Raw genomic sequence first — 16,911 nt, forward strand, 5'->3', positions numbered from 1 at the left:
TATAAAGAAAAATTATATTTATTTTGCATTATCAATTATTTAATCATTTAATTCTATGAAAAATCTAAAATTAGGAATTTCAGCATTGGCGCTTACTGTTGCCTCTACTGTTTTCGCGCAGACTACCAACAATCCGTGGTTGATCGGAGTTGGTGCTCATGCAGAAAACCACGTAGCAGCAAGATCTAAGTTCAGTAATACGTTCTCTGCTAACAATTTGACTAAGAATGTGTTCAATGTGAACAACTATTCTATTACACCTCCGTTATCTAAGTTAACAGTTGCTAGAAACATTGGTAAAGGTTTAGTTATTGACTGGCAGACTTCTGTTGGAAATGTTGAAAACAAAAGATTCAACATGGGGAAAGAATTTTTCCTAATGACAGGTATTGGTTTCCAGGCTAAAGCAGCAGGTCTTTTATGGAACGAAGAATCTTGGTTTGATCCATATTTAAGAGTTGGTGCTAACTATTTAAGACATGACTATACAGGACAATCTTTCCCTGCAAACGGGTTAGATGCTAATGGTAATGTATTAGATTATAGTGTTCCTAACGGAAAAGATGGTAACGAGGCTGGAAAAGCAAACCACTTTGCAGTATCTACAGGTGCTGGTGCTAACTTCTGGGTAACTAAAAACTTCGGTCTTGGTATCCAAGGAGATTACGTAACAACTCCAGGTGATCACTCTTCTGTTGCTAACTTCTGGCAAGCTTCTGCATCTATCTTATTCAGATTCGGAAACAGAGATAGAGATAAAGATGGTATCTTAGATAAAGATGACCTTTGTCCTGATACTCCAGGATTACCAGAATTCCAAGGATGTCCAGATACTGACGGAGATGGAGTTCCAGATAAAGACGATCAATGTCCAGACGTAGCTGGTCCAGTTGAAAACAATGGTTGTCCTTGGCCAGATACAGATGGTGACGGTGTTATCGACAAAGATGATGCTTGTCCTACAGTAGCAGGTCCTGCTGAAAACAACGGTTGTCCTTGGCCAGATACAGACGGTGACGGTATCTTAGATAAAGATGATGCTTGTCCTACTGTTCCAGGTCTTCCAGAATACAACGGATGTCCTAAGCCGAAAGACGTAATCGCTAAAGAAGCTACAGGAGCTCTTAAAGATATCTTGTTCAACTTCAATAAAGCTACAATCAGACCAGAATCTAATGGTAAATTAGATCAAGCTGCTTCAATCATTAAGCAATCTAACGATGGAACGTTCTTAGTAACAGGACATACAGATGCTAAAGGTGCTGCTGCTTACAACTTGAAACTTTCAAGAGAAAGAGCTGCTGCAGTAGTTGCTGCTCTTGAAACTAGAGGTGTTAGCGGAACTCAATTGAAATCTACAGGTGTTGGATCTAGAGACGCTCAAGTTTCTGCAAAAGCTTCTGACGCTGATAGAATCGTTGACAGAAAAGTAGTTGTAGAAGCTGTAAACGGTGCTGCTTGGGATGCACTTAAGAAATCTGATCTAGACGTAGTAGAGAAGAAGACTGTAGTGAAGAAAGGTAAAGCTCCAGCTAAGAAAAAAGCTGCTGCTAAAAAGAAAAAATAATTAATTTTTCTAAATAATGAATACCTCCAATTTTTTTGGAGGTATTTTTTTTTTGTTGACTTTTGAGTAATTTTGTTGAAAATTTTAAAAATAAAATGGGAAGAGCATTTGAATATAGAAAAGCTTCTAAAATGGCCAGATGGGATAAAATGGCTAAAACATTCTCTAAAATCGGTAAAGATATTGCGCTAGCAGTGAAAGCTGGAGGAACAGACCCAGAGTCGAATCCTGCATTGAGAAGATGCATCCAGAATGCGAAAGGAGCAAATATGCCTAAAGATAATGTAGAAAGAGCGATTAAAAAAGCAAGTGGGGCAGATGCTGAAAACTATGAAGAAGTTACTTATGAAGGATATGGGCAAGGTGGAGTTGCTTTCTTTGTGGAATGTACCACAAACAATACCACAAGAACAGTAGCTAATGTAAGAGCTGTTTTTAACAAGTTTGATGGTAACCTTGGTAAAAATGGTGAGCTTGCATTCATCTTCGATAGAAAGGGGATTTTCACAATTGATTTGGCGCAGATTAAAATGGATTGGGATGATTTCGAAATGGAAATGATTGATGGAGGAGCTGAAGATGTAGAAAAAGATGAGGAAGAAGTAATGATTACGACTGCATTTGAAGATTTTGGTTCTTTATCTCACAAACTAGATGAACTTGGAATTGAAGCAAAAAGTGCTGAACTACAAAGAATTCCAAATAATACAAAAGAAGTATCTGCAGAGCAGTTCAAAGCAAACATGAAAATGCTTGAGCGTTTTGAGGACGATGATGATGTTCAGAACGTTTATCACAACATGGAAATTACTGAAGAGCTAATGAACTCTTTATAAAAAATAACATAGCATTCATATACAGTTAATTTTCAATTAGTTTCTTTGTAAAAATGTAGGGAATGTTTTTGATATAGTTCTTTATTAGAAAAATATTCAGGCATTTCATCCAGCAAATTTTAAAAAGCTGAAAATATACAGATGAAAAGAAACGTTGAATTAGTTGTCATATCGGATGTTCATTTGGGAACTTATGGATGTAAGGCTAAGGAATTGCTGAGATATCTCAATTCTATCCAGCCTAAAATGTTAGTGTTGAATGGCGATATTATTGATATCTGGCAATTCAAAAAGTCTTACTTCCCTAAACCTCATTTGAAAGTAATCAGAAAGATTCTTTCATTTGCTACAAAAAATACAGATGTTTATTATATTACAGGGAATCACGATGAGATGTTCCGTAAGTTTACAGACTTCGAATTGGGAAAGCTTAAAGTTTGTAATAAAATCTGTCTTACTATTGATGAAAAAAAGACCTGGATTTTTCATGGTGATGTTTTCGATGCATCGGTCCAGCATTCTAAATGGATTGCCAAACTTGGTGGTAAAGGCTATGATCTTTTAATCATTATCAACAACGTTGTAAATTGGTTTCTCGAGAAAATGGGTAAAGAAAAATATTCATTTTCAAAAAAAATTAAAAACAATGTAAAGAAGGCGGTAAAATATATTGGAGACTTCGAGCTCACCGCTTCAGAATTGGCTATAGATAATCAATACGATTATGTGGTCTGTGGACATATTCATCAACCCCAGATTCGGGAGTTTATTAATAAAAAAGGATCATGTACTTATTTTAATTCCGGAGATTGGATAGAAAACTTATCCGCATTGGAATATAATGATAAAGAATGGAAAATCTTTTACTATGATGATCATAAACATTTATTAAAAGATGATGAATCAGAGGAAATTCCGGAGATGGATAATTCTGCACTTTTGAAAATTGTAACTAATTTTTCCTAATGAAGATCTTGTATGCATTTCAAGGAACTGGCAATGGACACGTCGCCAGAGCACAGGAGATAATACCGATACTCAAAAAGTATGCGTCGGTGGATACATTGATCAGTGGACATCAGTCACAATTAAAGGCTGATTTTGACATTAACTTTCAATATAGAGGCATTTCCCTCCTTTATAATAAAACAGGCGGTTTATCCTATCGTAAAACGTTTACAGAAAATGGTTTTATTGAGGCAGCAAAGACAATAAAGAATCTGGAACTATCTCAATATGATCTGATCATAAATGATTATGAGCCGTTAACGGGCTGGGCATCTAGGTTGAAGAAGCTGCCAATGATTGAACTTAGTCATCAGGCATCTATGAGTTTTACGGAGACGCCCAAACCTCAAAAGAAGGATTTTCTGGGAGAATTGATATTAAAATACTATGTTCCCAGTGAAAGAAAAATAGGGTTTCATTTTGAAAATTATCATCCTCAGATTAAAAAACCTGTAATTCGTAGAAAAATCAGGAATTTAAATCCTTATAAAAAAGGATATTATCTTGTTTATCTTCCTAGCTTTGCTGATGAAAATATTATTAAGATTTTAAGAAAGATTCCCGTAGAATGGAAAGTGTTTTCAAAATATAGTAAGGTTCAGGTAAAGTTAAAGAATATAGAAGTGTTTCCTATTGACGAAACTCAATATCTGAAATATTTTGAAGGTTGTGAGGGAATTTTATGCAATGCGGGCTTTGAAAGTCCAGCCGAAGCTCTTTTCTTAGGTAAAAAACTGTTTGTGATTCCTATTCATAACCAATATGAGCAGGAATGTAATGCCTGTGCTTTGGATAAAATGGGTATTCCCAATTCCAAAGTTTTAAATTTACAGGAAATCATGGAGTGGGTAGCGTCTGATCATCATCTGGATGTGGATTACCCTGATGATATTGAAAATATTCTGGTGAATGAAGTTTTAATTCTTTAGGAAAATATCTTCCACATCATTCATCCTTGTCATAACGGCTCTTGCGTAGGAACAATGAGGGTAAACATTCCAATTGTTTTCTCTGGCAAATTTAATTGCTTCTTCTACTAAATATTTTCCCATTCCTCTTCCCTCAAATTCAGGGTGAACGAGCACAAAGGAAATAATCAGTTTATGATCTTCAGGAAAAATAGTATAGGTTAATCTTCCTACTTCTTTTACTTCATTATTAAGCGTAAGAACACCTCCGTTTCCGGATTTATTATTTTCAAATTTCATAATTCAAACTTTAATGTTAAATATACAAAAATTAAACCGGGAATAATTCTCTGTTTACTAATTATCCTTTCCTGTATAATAGTTGTAATCCTTAATAATGACATTGATGAACTGCCTTTCTGTCATTTTAGTAGGGTCTATTTCCAGTTTCAGAATGCTCTTGATCTTATTGGATAGTTTATTGATGATCTGACGGTCATCCGTTCTCACAGCTTTGGTATAATTATCTTTGATGATTCTCATGTCATTGTCGCTAAGAGCAATAACTTGTGGGAATGAAGGAATGTAGTCTTCATGAATGTTTTCAAGAATAGTATGAGAAATATTAATGTTGTTCTTTAAAGAAATCACAGCTGTACCGGAAGCGATGTCTCCCAAACGTTGATTGTTTTTGGAAACGATCATTGAAATTAAACCTACCGCTCCAGCAAATGATACGTCAACAAGTCTGAATACCCATCTAATCATGTAATCTCCGAAACTTGCCTGATAACCGTCAATCTTTACCACACGTATTTTCATTAGTTTTTTACCAGGAGTTTGCCCTTCCATAAGGCTTTCCAGAACAACGGGGTAGATGTAAGTGGGAAATGTAAGGATTAAATAAACTGCCATTACAGACCATGTGTCCAGACCATTCAAAATATATCCCAAATCCAGAATGTTGAAAAATAAATAAAGCACAATGACCACATAAGCAACCCTTATCAGGAGGTCAATAATGAACGCAAGCATTCTTTCTCCTACACTTGCCGTAGTAAAGTTAATATTTACATTTTGTGATGTATTTATCGCAATTTGAGACATAATTTTTATTATTTTAGCCTTTACAATTATGAGAGAAGTTTATTTCATTAAACAAAATAAAGAAAAATGGTTGGGAATAGAACAGGTTATCGATGGGAAAATTAAAAAAAATCCTGACGACCTGTCTTCGTTGTATATCAACCTGATCAATGATCTTTCTTTTGCCCAAACTTATTATCCTAAAAGCAATACTACGGTTTACCTCAATCATCTTTCTTCTCAGATTTTCCAGAAGATCTATAAAACGAAAAGGGTAGAAGAGAACAGATTGGTTTATTTCTTTAAAACTGAAGTTCCTTTACTGGTTTATCAGTACCGAAGATATTTGCTGTATGCTTTTCTTTTCTTTATCCTGTTCACCTCTATAGGAGTGATTTCTGCTATTTATGATAAGGAATTTGCCAATATCATTCTGGGGGAAAGTTATGTGAATGAAACCATCGAAAATATTAAAAACAACAATGCCGTTGGTATTTACCAAAGTGGTACAACCTGGGGAACAACTATAGGAATCATTTTTAATAATATTCAGGTAGGAGCAAAGTTGTATATTTATGGGATTGCAGGTGGAGTAGGAACTTTGTTTGCTTTGCTGTCAAATAGTGTAATGCTGGGATCCTTTCAATATTTTTTCTATGATTACGGAGCCTTGAAAGACAGTGCAAGAGGTATTTGGCTTCACGGAGTTTTTGAAATTTTTGCAATGGTAGTGGAAGCAATGTGTGGGTTGATTCTTGGTGCTTCTATTTTGTTTCCTAGAACTTTTTCAAGGTTTAATTCTTTTAAAAAAGGATTTCAGGATTCGTTTAAAATATTTTTAAGCACCATTCCATTTACAATCTGTGCCGGAATTATTGAAGGATATGTGACAAGACATGCTTTGAAAATGCCTTTGTTTCTGAATCTGGTAATTATCTTCGGTTCACTTGCATTGATTGGATTCTACTACGTTGTATATCCGTCCATTGTCAATAAAAAAACTAATAAACAGATCAATGATACAATTTTATAAAAAAAGAGATTTTGGAACTTTCATCAGCGACAGTTTCAATTTCTTCAAATTATACGGAAAGAATTATTTAAAAAACTATGCCCTGATCAATGGATTGTTATTGGTTTTAATGGTAGCTATTTTCATTTTTGGGTATAAAGAATTCTTTGTATATTTTTTTGGAGGAAATATTGATGGCGGCAGCTTTTATTTTGAAGAATACTTCTCAAATAATGCAGGATTATTGATTGGAGTGGGAGTTTTAGGGCTGTTGCTATTTATTGTTTTAGTGATTGTCAATTATCTTTATCCCGTGTTTTATCTGAAAAGAATTGCTGAGGGTGCACAGAAAGTAAAAGCAGACGAGATTCTGGCAGATTTTAAGCAGAATGTAGGAAGAATTGCAAAGCTTTGTTTGGGAATGATATTTATTGTGACTCCTATAGCATTATTTGTCATAGGTTTCTCTTATGTTCTGATCCTGATTTTTATCGGAATTTTTCTGATTTTGCTTCTATATCCTACCATATTCAATGTCACTACATTCCTGATGTATGATTATTTCAATTCAAAAAGAGGTTTTTTAGAAAGTTTAAGCTATTCCATACGAGCACAGTTTTCATATCCGAACGGAAGTGAGAAATCTCCGTATTGGAAGTATTGGGGAGCTGCATTTGTAATGTTTATCATTATGTATATTGCAACGTCCATCTTTACACTTGTTCCGATGTTTTTCATGTATGGTTCACTTCTTACTTCTCCTTCAGACAGAGGATTTGAAGAAAATCCTTTTACAGGAATGTTTGGAATTATATTTTCAATATTTTACGGAATATCAATTCTTGTTTCATTTTTTCTTTCAAATCTGATGTACATCAATGCAGGATTGATGTATTATGACAGCCGAACAGACCTTCATCAAAAAGTAGAATTAGAGGAAATAGATACCATTGGCATTAATGAATAAAATTCTTTTTTTCATAGTATTTTTATTGTCTTTTGGCTTTGTACAAGGTCAGGATTCTGCTCCTGTGGATGATTATCTGGGAGATTCATTGAGTACCGAACATTATCATAATATGCTGCGTGCAGATTCTGTGCTGATGAAGAAACCGGTTACAGAAAATGAAGTCTACCCAAAACAGTTCAAAGAAAATGTTCCATCAAGGTATAAAGGAAATGAATTTGATTATTCAGTATCAAAACCAAGAGAATCCTTTTGGCAAAAACTGATGAGGAAAGTAGATAAGATTTTGAGAAGCATTTTTGGCGAGACCGTTTTTGCTAAATCTTCAGAATTTACAGTGGCACTTGTCCGTTTATTCGCTATTATTCTGGTAGGATTTCTTCTATATTTTATCATTAAATATATCCTTGGAAAAGACGGAAATTTTATCTTCGGTAGAAAGAATAAAAAGCTGGATCTTAATGTAGAAGAATTACACGAAAATATCCACGAAATCAATTTCCCTGAAAGCATTGCCAAGTTTGAACATGCCGGAGATTATCGTTCGGCAGTACGTTATCAGTTCTTATTTACTCTTAAAAAACTAAGCGATAAAAAACTAATTAACTGGAATCCTGAAAAAACAAATAAAGACTATGTGTCAGAGTTGAAAGTTCAGGAGCTTAAAAAAGGATTTTCGGAATTATCTTATATCTTCGAATATGTCTGGTACGGAGAATTCAGTATTGATGAGCAAAGCTATCAGAAATTCAAAAACCAATATCAGACATTTAAACCATAACGAATTTAACCATGAATAAAACTTTCAAAATATATGCTGTAATTTTCATCATTGTGATGGTTATTTTGGCGTTGCTTGAAGTTAACAAAAAAGAAACTACAGACTGGCGAAAGAATTTTGATATTAATGGAAAGTCACCATTCGGATTATTTGTTTTTAATAACGAAGCAAAGGACCTTTTCAAGAATAATCTGAAAAAAATTGATCAGGCTCCTTACGAATATTATAGTCAGCACAAGAAAGGAAATCATAACATTCTTGTTATTGAAAAAGAAATTGACGGGGAATCGTGGAAGAAAATAATGGATCAGGTATCCAATGGATCAGATGCGATGCTAATCATAAGTCGTATACCAAGAAATATTTCAGACAGTATTGGTTTCTATGCTTCAGATATATCCTTTGAAGAGGAAAATGTATTGAAGTTTACAGATAAAAAATATCAGAATGATTTTATTAAATTAGATAAGTTTCCTTCAGGAAGAGGATTTTCATTCATCAAGCCAGGTGCAGAGATCCTTGGAAAAACGGTAGAAAAAAAGAATACAGATCAGGCAAACTTCATTAAGGTAAAGTTTGGAAAGGGAACTATTTATGCTCATAGCGAACCTCTTTTCCTTACCAATTACTATCTTTTAAAGCCTGGAAATGTAAAATATACCCAAGATGTTTTTTCTTATCTTCAGGATAGAGAAACGCTTTGGTTTATAGAAAATAAGTCTAATAGGTCAAGCTTCTTTATGAGGTTTATATTGGGAAATCCTGCCTTGAAGTATGCATGGTGGCTATTCCTGGGAGGTCTTGTTCTTTTTATTTTCTTTAATGCTAAAAGAAAACAGAGAATTGTTCCTGTGATAGAACCTTTAAGAAATACCTCGTTAGATTTTGTGAAAAGTATTGGAAATCTTTATCTTCAGGAAGGAGATTTTCATGACATGATGGCAAAGAAAGCCCAATACTTTCTGAATAAAGTAAGAATAGACTTATTGATTGATACCCAAAACCTCGATGAAGAATTTGCTAAAAAACTTCAATTAAAGACAGGGAAAACCATTGAAACAATCAATGAAGCAATCAGCTTGATCAAAAAAGCACAGGATCCCTATGCGAGCGTAATGAAGGAAGATCTAGGAAGGATCAATAAACTGCTTGATGAAATATTTAAATAATATAACAATATCATAATGTAACAGTTTACCAATGATAATTAAATACTATTCTTAAGGAATATAATTGTTACATTGCTATCTTGTTAGATTGGTAAATTAAATTTTATTATGGAAAACCTTGATAACCCAAACACAGAAAATCAAACTTCTATAAATCTCAATAAAAACGAAGAACAGTTTCAGTCGAGAATCGATATGATTGAACTTCGTGCGAGCCTGGATAAAGTAAAAACAGAGATAGGTAAAGTAATAGTAGGACAGGAAAGCATGATCGAACATCTTCTTGCAGCCTTACTTTCCAATGGACACGTTCTTATTGAAGGGGTGCCCGGAGTAGCAAAAACAATTACGGCAAAACTATTGGCAAAAACCATCGATGTTGGTTTCAGCAGAATTCAGTTTACACCGGATCTTATGCCTTCTGATATCTTAGGAACATCGGTGTTCAGCATGAAGAATTCAGAATTTGAATTTAAAAAAGGACCTATTTTCTCCAACTTTATACTGATTGATGAGATCAACAGGTCTCCGGCAAAAACTCAGGCTGCCTTATTTGAGGTAATGGAAGAAAGACAGATTACAATGGATGGCAACCGCTATATCATGGAAGAACCTTTTCTTGTAGTCGCTACACAAAACCCAATTGAACACGAAGGAACTTATAGACTTCCGGAAGCCCAGCTGGACCGTTTTCTTTTTAAAATAAATGTAGGATATCCTAATCTTGAGCAGGAAATAGCAATCATTAAAAATCAACACGAAAGCAAAAGAGAAGATAAAACAGAAGTTGTCAATAAGGTAATCACAGCAGAACAGTTGAAAAACTATCAACATCTGGTAAAGGAAATCATTGTGGAAACCCAATTGATGGAATACATTGCTAAGATTATTATCAACACAAGAGAAAATCAGTTCTTATATCTGGGAGCTTCACCAAGAGCATCATTAGCACTTCTTACCGCTTCCAAAGCATTTGCAGCATTAAGAGGTAGAGATTTTGTAACCCCTGAAGATATTAAAGAAGCAAGCTATGCTGTATTAAGACACAGAGTCATTGTTTCTCCGGAAAGAGAAATGGAAGGATTGACAGCGGATGAAATTATCCGTCAAATATTAGAAGGAATTGAAATACCAAGATAGGTTGCAGATAATAGGTAGAAGGAGGCAGTAGATAGAGTGTAAAGTTTAATTAACGTACGAAATACTATATATGGCAAATTTTAAAGATCTTTTAGTTTGGCAGAAGTCTATTGATTTTATTACTGAAATCTATAAGGCAACAGATACTTTTCCTAAGAATGAATTCTATGGATTAATATCACAGATCAGGAGAGCTGCAGTTTCTATACCGTCCAATATTGCTGAAGGAAATTCAAGAAGAAGTAAACCAGATTATCTACAATTTTTAAAAATATCAAGAGGAAGTTGTGCAGAAGTGGAAACTCAATTAATAATTTCAAAAAATCTCAAATTTTTAAACGAAGAGGATTATTCAAAACTAAATGAAAGGCTAATAGAAATATCTAAAATGTTGAACGGATTAATTAATTCACTACAATAATAACAATTGTGAAAAAGCTAATAAAAACCTTCAGGAACTAAAACCTATAATCTGCAACCTGTAACCTAAAAAATGAAAAACTTATACATCAATACCCGCTTTTTCTTTACACTTATCGGAGTGGGAATACTCTATGTACTTGCATTTTTCTTTCCAGGATTAATGTGGGCAGCTCATATTGTACTGTTGATTTGTTTTCTTGCTTTTATGGTAGATTGTTTACTTGTTTTTAATCAAAAGAATGCGTTACAGGCTCAAAGGATATTACCGGAAAAATTATCTAATGGTGATGAAAACTTTGTAAAGATTGATATTAAAAATAATTACAGTTTTAAGATTACCACTAAGATTATTGATGAAATTCCCTTTCAGTTTCAGAAGAGAGATTTCCTGATTGAAAAAACTGTTCAGGCTGGAGCTAATACTTTCTTTCAATATACTTTGGAACCAAAAGAAAGAGGAGAATATCACTTTGGAAACTTAAATATTTATGTCTCATCTCCATTAGGATTTGTTGCCAGAAGATTTACCTTTCAGAAAGATGCAATGTTACCGTCTTACCCATCTTTTATTCATCTCAGAAAATATGAATTGATGGCATTGCAGAGTGAATTTATGCTGGGAGGAATCAAAAAGATCCGAAAACTGGGACATACCATGGAATTTGAGCAGATCAAAGACTATGTTCCGGGAGACGATATCAGAACGATCAACTGGAAAGCGACTTCAAAGACGAACCGATTAATGGTTAATCAGTTTCAGGATGAAAAATCACAGCGTATTTTTATGCTGATTGATAAAGGAAGAACCATGAAAATGCCTTTCAACGGGTTGAGTCTTTTGGACTATTCCATTAATGCAACGATGGCTTTGTCTCATATTATTCTACGAAAAGGAGATCGAGCAGGGATGATGACTTTCTCCAAAAAAGCAGAAAACAAAATTGCTGCAGACAATAAATCCGGACAGCTGAAAAAAATATCAGAAGCACTTTATAATATTAAAACAGATTTCTTTGAAAGTGATTTCAACAGATTGTATCAGGATGTAAAATATACGATCAATCAACGGAGTCTTATTTTGCTTTTTACCAATTTTGAAACATTGGACGGATTAAACCGCCAGTTGAAATATCTTCGCGGAATAGCAAAGAATCATCTCTTGGTTGTGGTGTTCTTTAAAAACTCAGAATTACAGACTATGATCAACAAGAATCCCGAGAACATGCAGGAAATCTATGATGAAATTGTCGCAGAAAAATTTGAATTTGAAAAGAAACTCATCATTCAGGAGCTTCGTAAATATGGAATTTATACCGTTTATACTCTTCCTGAGAATTTGAATATTGACGTTATCAATAAATATTTGGAGATAAAAGCCAGAGGAATTTTATAATTTTGCAGGAATAATAAGCAACAATGAAAATAACACTTAACAGAATAAACGACGATTTTTTATTTGAATGCACAAATGGGCAGGGAAATTCTATCCTTTTGGACAATACTTCTCAGCCGGGAGCTAAAGGAGTTTCTCCAATGGAAAGCGTATTGATGGCAGTAGCAGGATGCAGCGGAATAGATGTGGTATCCATTTTAAAGAAACAACGTCAGGATATTAAAAGCTTTCAGGCAGAAGTAGAAGGAGAGAGAGTTCAAGTAGATGATGCAAAACCTTTTAAAGCTATTAAAGTGAAATTTCTTTTAGAAGGAGAAATTGACCCGAAGAAAGCGTTAAAAGCAGCAGAGTTATCTTTTGAAAAATATTGTTCTGTATCAAAAACATTGGAACCCAACGTAGAAATAGGATACGAAGTATTCGTTAACGGAGAAAAGATTTAAAACTATAGATGAGGCTTTTAAGCCTCATTTTTTATTTTGTCACGAATGCACGAATGTTTTTATTAAAACCTTTCAACATTAACTTATAAAGTTTTAATAGCAGAATAATATTTAACATTCCCAAAAACTATGTACCTATGTGGTTATATTTTTTACAACATAGGTACATAGTTTTTACAGAAATAAAATTATTTGGGAATTAGTGGCAAAGAAATAGTGTACAAAAAAGAAACCGGATAAAATATCCGGTTTTTATTGTTTACTAGAAGGTAAGTCTAGGTTTTATCAATTTCGCCACAGTGGCTGTCCAGCCTGTTTGGTGAGAAGCTCCTACACCACGCCCGTTATCCCCATGAAAATATTCAAAGAAAGTAATATAGTCTCTAAAATGCTCATCATAATTGAATTTTGGGTTTCCTCCATTAAAGGCACGCTGACCATTTTCATCCCTTAAGAAAATAGAACAAAGTCGTTTGCTGATATTCTGAGCCACTTCATCCAAATTTTTCTTGTCTCCACTTCCCGTTGGGAGTTCTACTTTTAGACTATTTCCATAATAGTAATGAAAACGCTGTAGACTTTCTACGATCAGAAAATTGATAGGAAACCAGATCGGTCCGCGCCAGTTACTATTTCCACCAAACATGCGGCTATCACTTTCCGCAGGAGTATAATACACTACGTTTTCATTACCATGAACCGAGAACACAAACGGATTTTCTTCATATACTTTAGACATTGCACGAATTCCGTAAGAACTTAAAAACTCTTTTTCATCAAGCATTCTCGATAAAACTTTTGTTAATCTGTTTTTACGAAGAATACTCATCAGATGTTTTCTGCCTTGCCCTTCTTCATCCCAATGAGAAACCAATTTTGTCAGTTCCGGTTTATTTTTTAAGATCCATTCCATTCTGGTTTTGAAATTCGGCATCTTTTCCAAAAGGCGGTGATCTACAATTTCAACAGCAAAAAGAGGAATTAATCCAACAATACTTCTTAATCGTAAAGAAACACTATTTCCGTTTCCAAGTTGAAGAACATCATAGAAAAATCCATCTTCCTCATTCCATAATCCTTTTGTTCCTTCACCCAGATTTTCCATAGCTTCCGCGATATACAGATAATGTTCAAAGAACTTTATCGCCATATCTTCATATACCTGATAATACTGAGCCAGTTCCATAGCAATTCGCATCATATTCAGTGCATACATTGCCATCCAGCTGGTTCCGTCTGCCTGTTCAAGATACTGTCCATCTTCTAAAACCATATTTCGGTCGAAAGCACCGATATTATCTAGTCCAAGGAAGCCTCCCCCAAATATATTCTTCCCATTTTTATCCTTTCTGTTCACCCACCAGGTAAAATTCAAAAGAAGTTTCTGGAAGACTTTTTCTAGGAATAATAAATCTGGTTTTCCATTATTCTTTTCATCGATCTTAAAAACTCTGAAGCAAGACCAAGCATGTACAGGCGGATTTACGTCACTCATATTCCATTCATAGGCTGGCAGCTGCCCGTTAGGATGCATATACCATTCCTTGGTAAGAAGTAAAAGTTGACCTTTGGCAAATTCTGCATCAATGATAGATAAAGGAACACAGTGGAAAGCAAGATCCCAGGTTGCGTACCATGGATATTCCCATTTATCGGGCATGGAAATAATATCTTTATTGTGAAGATGGTTCCATTCCGTATTTCTTACATATTCATTAAAGTTTCTTGGAGCTTCAAAATTAGGATCACCTTTCAGCCATTTTCCTATATTGTAGTGGTAAAACTGTTTATTCCAAAGAAGTCCGGCAAAAGCTTGTCTCTGAACATTTTTTTCATCTTCATTCGTCGTATCATTTTGAACTTCATTGTAAAATTCTTCGGCTTCGGCTTTTCTGGTATTAAAAATCTCATCAAAACTTTCAAAAGGTTCAGCAGTGGCTTCAGGGCAAAATCTGAATTCAAAAGTTTCAGATTGTCCGGCACCAATTATTTCATCAATTAAAAAAGAAGCTTTTGTTCCTCTTTCTTCAGGGTTTACCGTATTGCTATGATGAATGATAAAATTATTGATACCATCCTTAAAGTAACTATTTTCAGCCTGAGGAGCTCCATACAGCTTAGGGGTATTGGTTTCATTTTCGCAAAATACCCTTTGATTATTATCCTTTCTTGAATAAAACTTCTTGATAGAAATACTGTCGTGCTCAATATTAATACTTCCGTCATGTGAAGCAAACATTTCAGCTTTATAAGTGTTGTAACCCCATTTCCAGTTATTTCTGAACCATGCCGTTGGTGCAACTACAATAGGTGCGTCCTGCTGACTTCGGTTACAAACTGTTACTCTTGCGAGAATATCATTGTGATCCGCTTTACAGTATTCTATGAAAATATCAAAATAAGCGTCATTATCAAATATCCCAGTATCAAAAATCTCATATTCAGGTTCCTGCTTACTACGTCTTCCGTTTTCCGCTACCAGTTCATCATATGGAAATTCATTGATCGGATACTTATAAACCATCTTCATATAGCTATGAGTAGGTGTATTATCCAGATAATAGAAAATTTCCTTGATGTCTTCACCATGATTTCCCTGAGGATTGCTCAATCCGAAGAAGCGCTCTTTGACAATTTTATCCTTTTTATTCCAAAACGAAAAGGCAAAACAAAAAAGTTGTTTTACATCAGACATTCCGGCAATACCTTCTTCTCCCCAACGGTAAGTATAGCTTTCGGCATTATTATGATTAGTATAGTTCCACGCATTTCCATCGGAACTGTAGTCCTCACGTACATTTCCCCATTGACGGTTACTTACATAAGGTCCCCAGTTTTTCCATTTGGTATCTTGTAATCTTTCCTTTTCGGCGATCATATGTCATCATTTTTCAATACGAAGTTAGTTTTTTTGTAAAATAATTCCAATTCCTTCTATCTGAATAATAATTAATATACCTTTGGAATAGTTGTGTTTAAGGGCTTTTTAAAATATTAAATTAATTTTTTTTTGATTTTAAAAGAAAAGAACTACCTTTGCATCATTCGTTCATTCAAATATTGAAAATGTTATCAAGAAAGGTTGAGGGATTAGACCCTATGAAACCTTAGCAACCCTTTGCGCAAGCAAAGAAGGTGCTACGTTCTACCAAAGTAATTTTTGGACAGATAACTTACTGAAGTTCTTTTCAGCCATTTCCTGTGGCATTTTCAATTGTATTAAAATATAATAGAATTGAAAACAGAACTAAACTATATTAATCTTTCGTATCAAACCTATTCCCAAAAGGAATACAATATCTCGTTGAGCTATGAGCTTTTCGGGAAAGACCTGTTTACGGCTCCCATCATTTTGATTAACCATGCTTTAACCGGAAATTCAACAGTATCTGGTGATAAAGGATGGTGGAAACAATTGGTAGGAAACAATCAGATCGTTGATACAAATAAATACACAGTTCTGTGTTTCAACATTCCAGGAAACGGATACGATCATTTTTTAATTGAAGATTATGAAGATTTCACGCCTTCAGATATAGCCAATATATTTCTGAAAGGATTAGAGGCTTTACATATCAAAAAACTATACGCCATTATTGGAGGTTCCCTTGGTGGAGGAATCGCTTGGGAAATGTTGGCAAAACAACCCAAGCTTGCAGAAATTTTTATTCCTATTGCCTGCGATTACAGAACACATGATTGGCTTCATGCACAGTGTCTGGTTCAGAAATTTTTATTGAATGATAAAGATGAGCCATTACAGAAAGCAAGAATCCATGCGATGCTGTGTTATAGAACTCCTGAGTCACTTAACGACAGATTTCAAAATAAATACAATCAGGATAAACAACGGCTAGAATCCGAAGATTGGCTGATTTATCACGGTAACGCACTTAACGAAAGGTTTAGTTTACAAGCGTACAAGCTGATGAATCATTTGCTGATGAATATAAATACTGATGAAACAGCTTTGGAGAGTATAGAGGCACGAATGCACATGATCTCTGTAGATACAGACCTTTTTTTTTCAGCTTCTGAAATCCGAATGTGTTTTGAGAAATTAAAAGAGAGAAAGAAGGATGTTTCTTACCACGAGATCCAATCTATACACGGGCACGATGCCTTCCTAATGGAATATCAACAATTAAATAATATCATAAAAAACATTTTATAAAGTA

Annotated in this window: 16 protein-coding genes and 1 riboswitch; of the genes, 13 read left to right on the forward strand and 3 right to left on the reverse strand. The window is 34.4% G+C overall.

The window, feature by feature from the left end; genetic code table 11:
• Positions 1-55 precede the first annotated feature (55 nt).
• The 4 genes from BBI01_RS17735 to BBI01_RS17750 all read left to right on the forward strand — a co-directional run bounded on the left by BBI01_RS17735 (position 56) and on the right by BBI01_RS17750 (position 4,340).
• Entirely contained in the window at positions 56-1,567 is a 1,512-nt protein-coding gene (locus tag BBI01_RS17735) for an OmpA family protein (RefSeq protein ID WP_065395942.1), read from the forward strand.
• Between the two features lie 95 nt (positions 1,568-1,662).
• Positions 1,663-2,403, forward strand: a complete 741-nt coding sequence (locus BBI01_RS17740) for a YebC/PmpR family DNA-binding transcriptional regulator (RefSeq protein WP_065395943.1) — start codon at positions 1,663-1,665, stop codon at positions 2,401-2,403.
• 141 nt (positions 2,404-2,544) lie between these two features.
• The gene (locus BBI01_RS17745; RefSeq protein ID WP_065395944.1) at positions 2,545-3,369 is read left to right on the forward strand and encodes a UDP-2,3-diacylglucosamine diphosphatase; all 825 of its coding nucleotides are present in this window, start codon (positions 2,545-2,547) and stop codon (positions 3,367-3,369) included.
• Complete coding sequence (locus BBI01_RS17750; RefSeq protein WP_065395945.1) at positions 3,369-4,340, forward strand: glycosyltransferase family protein; 972 nt, start codon at positions 3,369-3,371, stop codon at positions 4,338-4,340. Before BBI01_RS17745 ends, BBI01_RS17750 begins: the two co-directional genes overlap by 1 nt.
• On the opposite strand, the gene BBI01_RS17755 is transcribed toward BBI01_RS17750, so the two are convergent.
• Together BBI01_RS17755 and BBI01_RS17760 are read right to left on the reverse strand one after the other, a co-directional pair.
• Complete coding sequence (locus tag BBI01_RS17755) at positions 4,329-4,619, reverse strand: GNAT family N-acetyltransferase (protein ID WP_065395946.1); 291 nt, start codon at positions 4,617-4,619, stop codon at positions 4,329-4,331. The genes BBI01_RS17750 and BBI01_RS17755 overlap by 12 nt on opposite strands.
• A 57-nt stretch (positions 4,620-4,676) precedes the next feature.
• Positions 4,677-5,426, reverse strand: coding sequence for an RDD family protein (locus tag BBI01_RS17760; RefSeq protein ID WP_065395947.1), 750 nt, complete (start codon positions 5,424-5,426; stop codon positions 4,677-4,679).
• 28 nt (positions 5,427-5,454) lie between these two features.
• Here BBI01_RS17760 and BBI01_RS17765 point away from each other — a divergent pair, with 28 nt between their 5' ends.
• From BBI01_RS17765 to BBI01_RS17800, 8 genes are all read left to right on the forward strand, one after another.
• Positions 5,455-6,438, forward strand: a complete 984-nt coding sequence (locus BBI01_RS17765; RefSeq protein ID WP_065395948.1) for a stage II sporulation protein M — start codon at positions 5,455-5,457, stop codon at positions 6,436-6,438.
• Positions 6,422-7,384: a DUF4013 domain-containing protein gene (locus BBI01_RS17770; RefSeq protein WP_065395949.1), complete on the forward strand. Its 963-nt coding sequence runs from the start codon at positions 6,422-6,424 to the stop codon at positions 7,382-7,384. The genes BBI01_RS17765 and BBI01_RS17770 overlap by 17 nt, the downstream gene beginning before the upstream one ends.
• The gene (locus tag BBI01_RS17775) at positions 7,377-8,165 is read left to right on the forward strand and encodes a DUF4129 domain-containing protein (protein WP_065395950.1); all 789 of its coding nucleotides are present in this window, start codon (positions 7,377-7,379) and stop codon (positions 8,163-8,165) included. The genes BBI01_RS17770 and BBI01_RS17775 overlap by 8 nt, the downstream gene beginning before the upstream one ends.
• Positions 8,166-8,176: 11 nt before the next feature.
• The gene (locus BBI01_RS17780; protein WP_065395951.1) at positions 8,177-9,334 is read left to right on the forward strand and encodes a DUF4350 family protein; all 1,158 of its coding nucleotides are present in this window, start codon (positions 8,177-8,179) and stop codon (positions 9,332-9,334) included.
• Positions 9,335-9,442: 108 nt separating this feature from the next.
• Positions 9,443-10,474 (forward strand): AAA family ATPase, encoded by a 1,032-nt coding sequence (locus BBI01_RS17785; protein WP_065395952.1) that lies wholly within the window; start codon positions 9,443-9,445, stop codon positions 10,472-10,474.
• 70 nt (positions 10,475-10,544) lie between these two features.
• Entirely contained in the window at positions 10,545-10,895 is a 351-nt protein-coding gene (locus BBI01_RS17790; protein ID WP_065395953.1) for a four helix bundle protein, read from the forward strand.
• Between the two features lie 72 nt (positions 10,896-10,967).
• A complete protein-coding gene (locus BBI01_RS17795) occupies positions 10,968-12,290 on the forward strand; it encodes a DUF58 domain-containing protein (RefSeq protein ID WP_065395954.1) in 1,323 nt (440 codons plus the stop codon).
• Between the two features lie 23 nt (positions 12,291-12,313).
• Complete coding sequence (locus BBI01_RS17800; RefSeq protein WP_065395955.1) at positions 12,314-12,733, forward strand: OsmC family protein; 420 nt, start codon at positions 12,314-12,316, stop codon at positions 12,731-12,733.
• A 262-nt stretch (positions 12,734-12,995) separates the two neighbouring features.
• On the opposite strand, the gene BBI01_RS17805 is transcribed toward BBI01_RS17800, so the two are convergent.
• Positions 12,996-15,611, reverse strand: a complete 2,616-nt coding sequence (locus BBI01_RS17805) for an MGH1-like glycoside hydrolase domain-containing protein (protein WP_065395956.1) — start codon at positions 15,609-15,611, stop codon at positions 12,996-12,998.
• A gap of 188 nt (positions 15,612-15,799) precedes the next feature.
• A riboswitch (SAM riboswitch) is annotated at positions 15,800-15,908 on the forward strand.
• A 60-nt stretch (positions 15,909-15,968) separates the two neighbouring features.
• On the opposite strand from BBI01_RS17805, the gene BBI01_RS17810 reads away from it, so the two are divergent.
• Entirely contained in the window at positions 15,969-16,907 is a 939-nt protein-coding gene (locus BBI01_RS17810; protein ID WP_065395957.1) for an alpha/beta fold hydrolase, read from the forward strand.
• The last annotated feature ends 4 nt before the right edge of the window (positions 16,908-16,911 follow it).

Source organism: Chryseobacterium artocarpi, assembly GCF_001684975.1.
GTDB classification, from domain to species: Bacteria; Bacteroidota; Bacteroidia; order Flavobacteriales; family Weeksellaceae; genus Chryseobacterium; species Chryseobacterium artocarpi.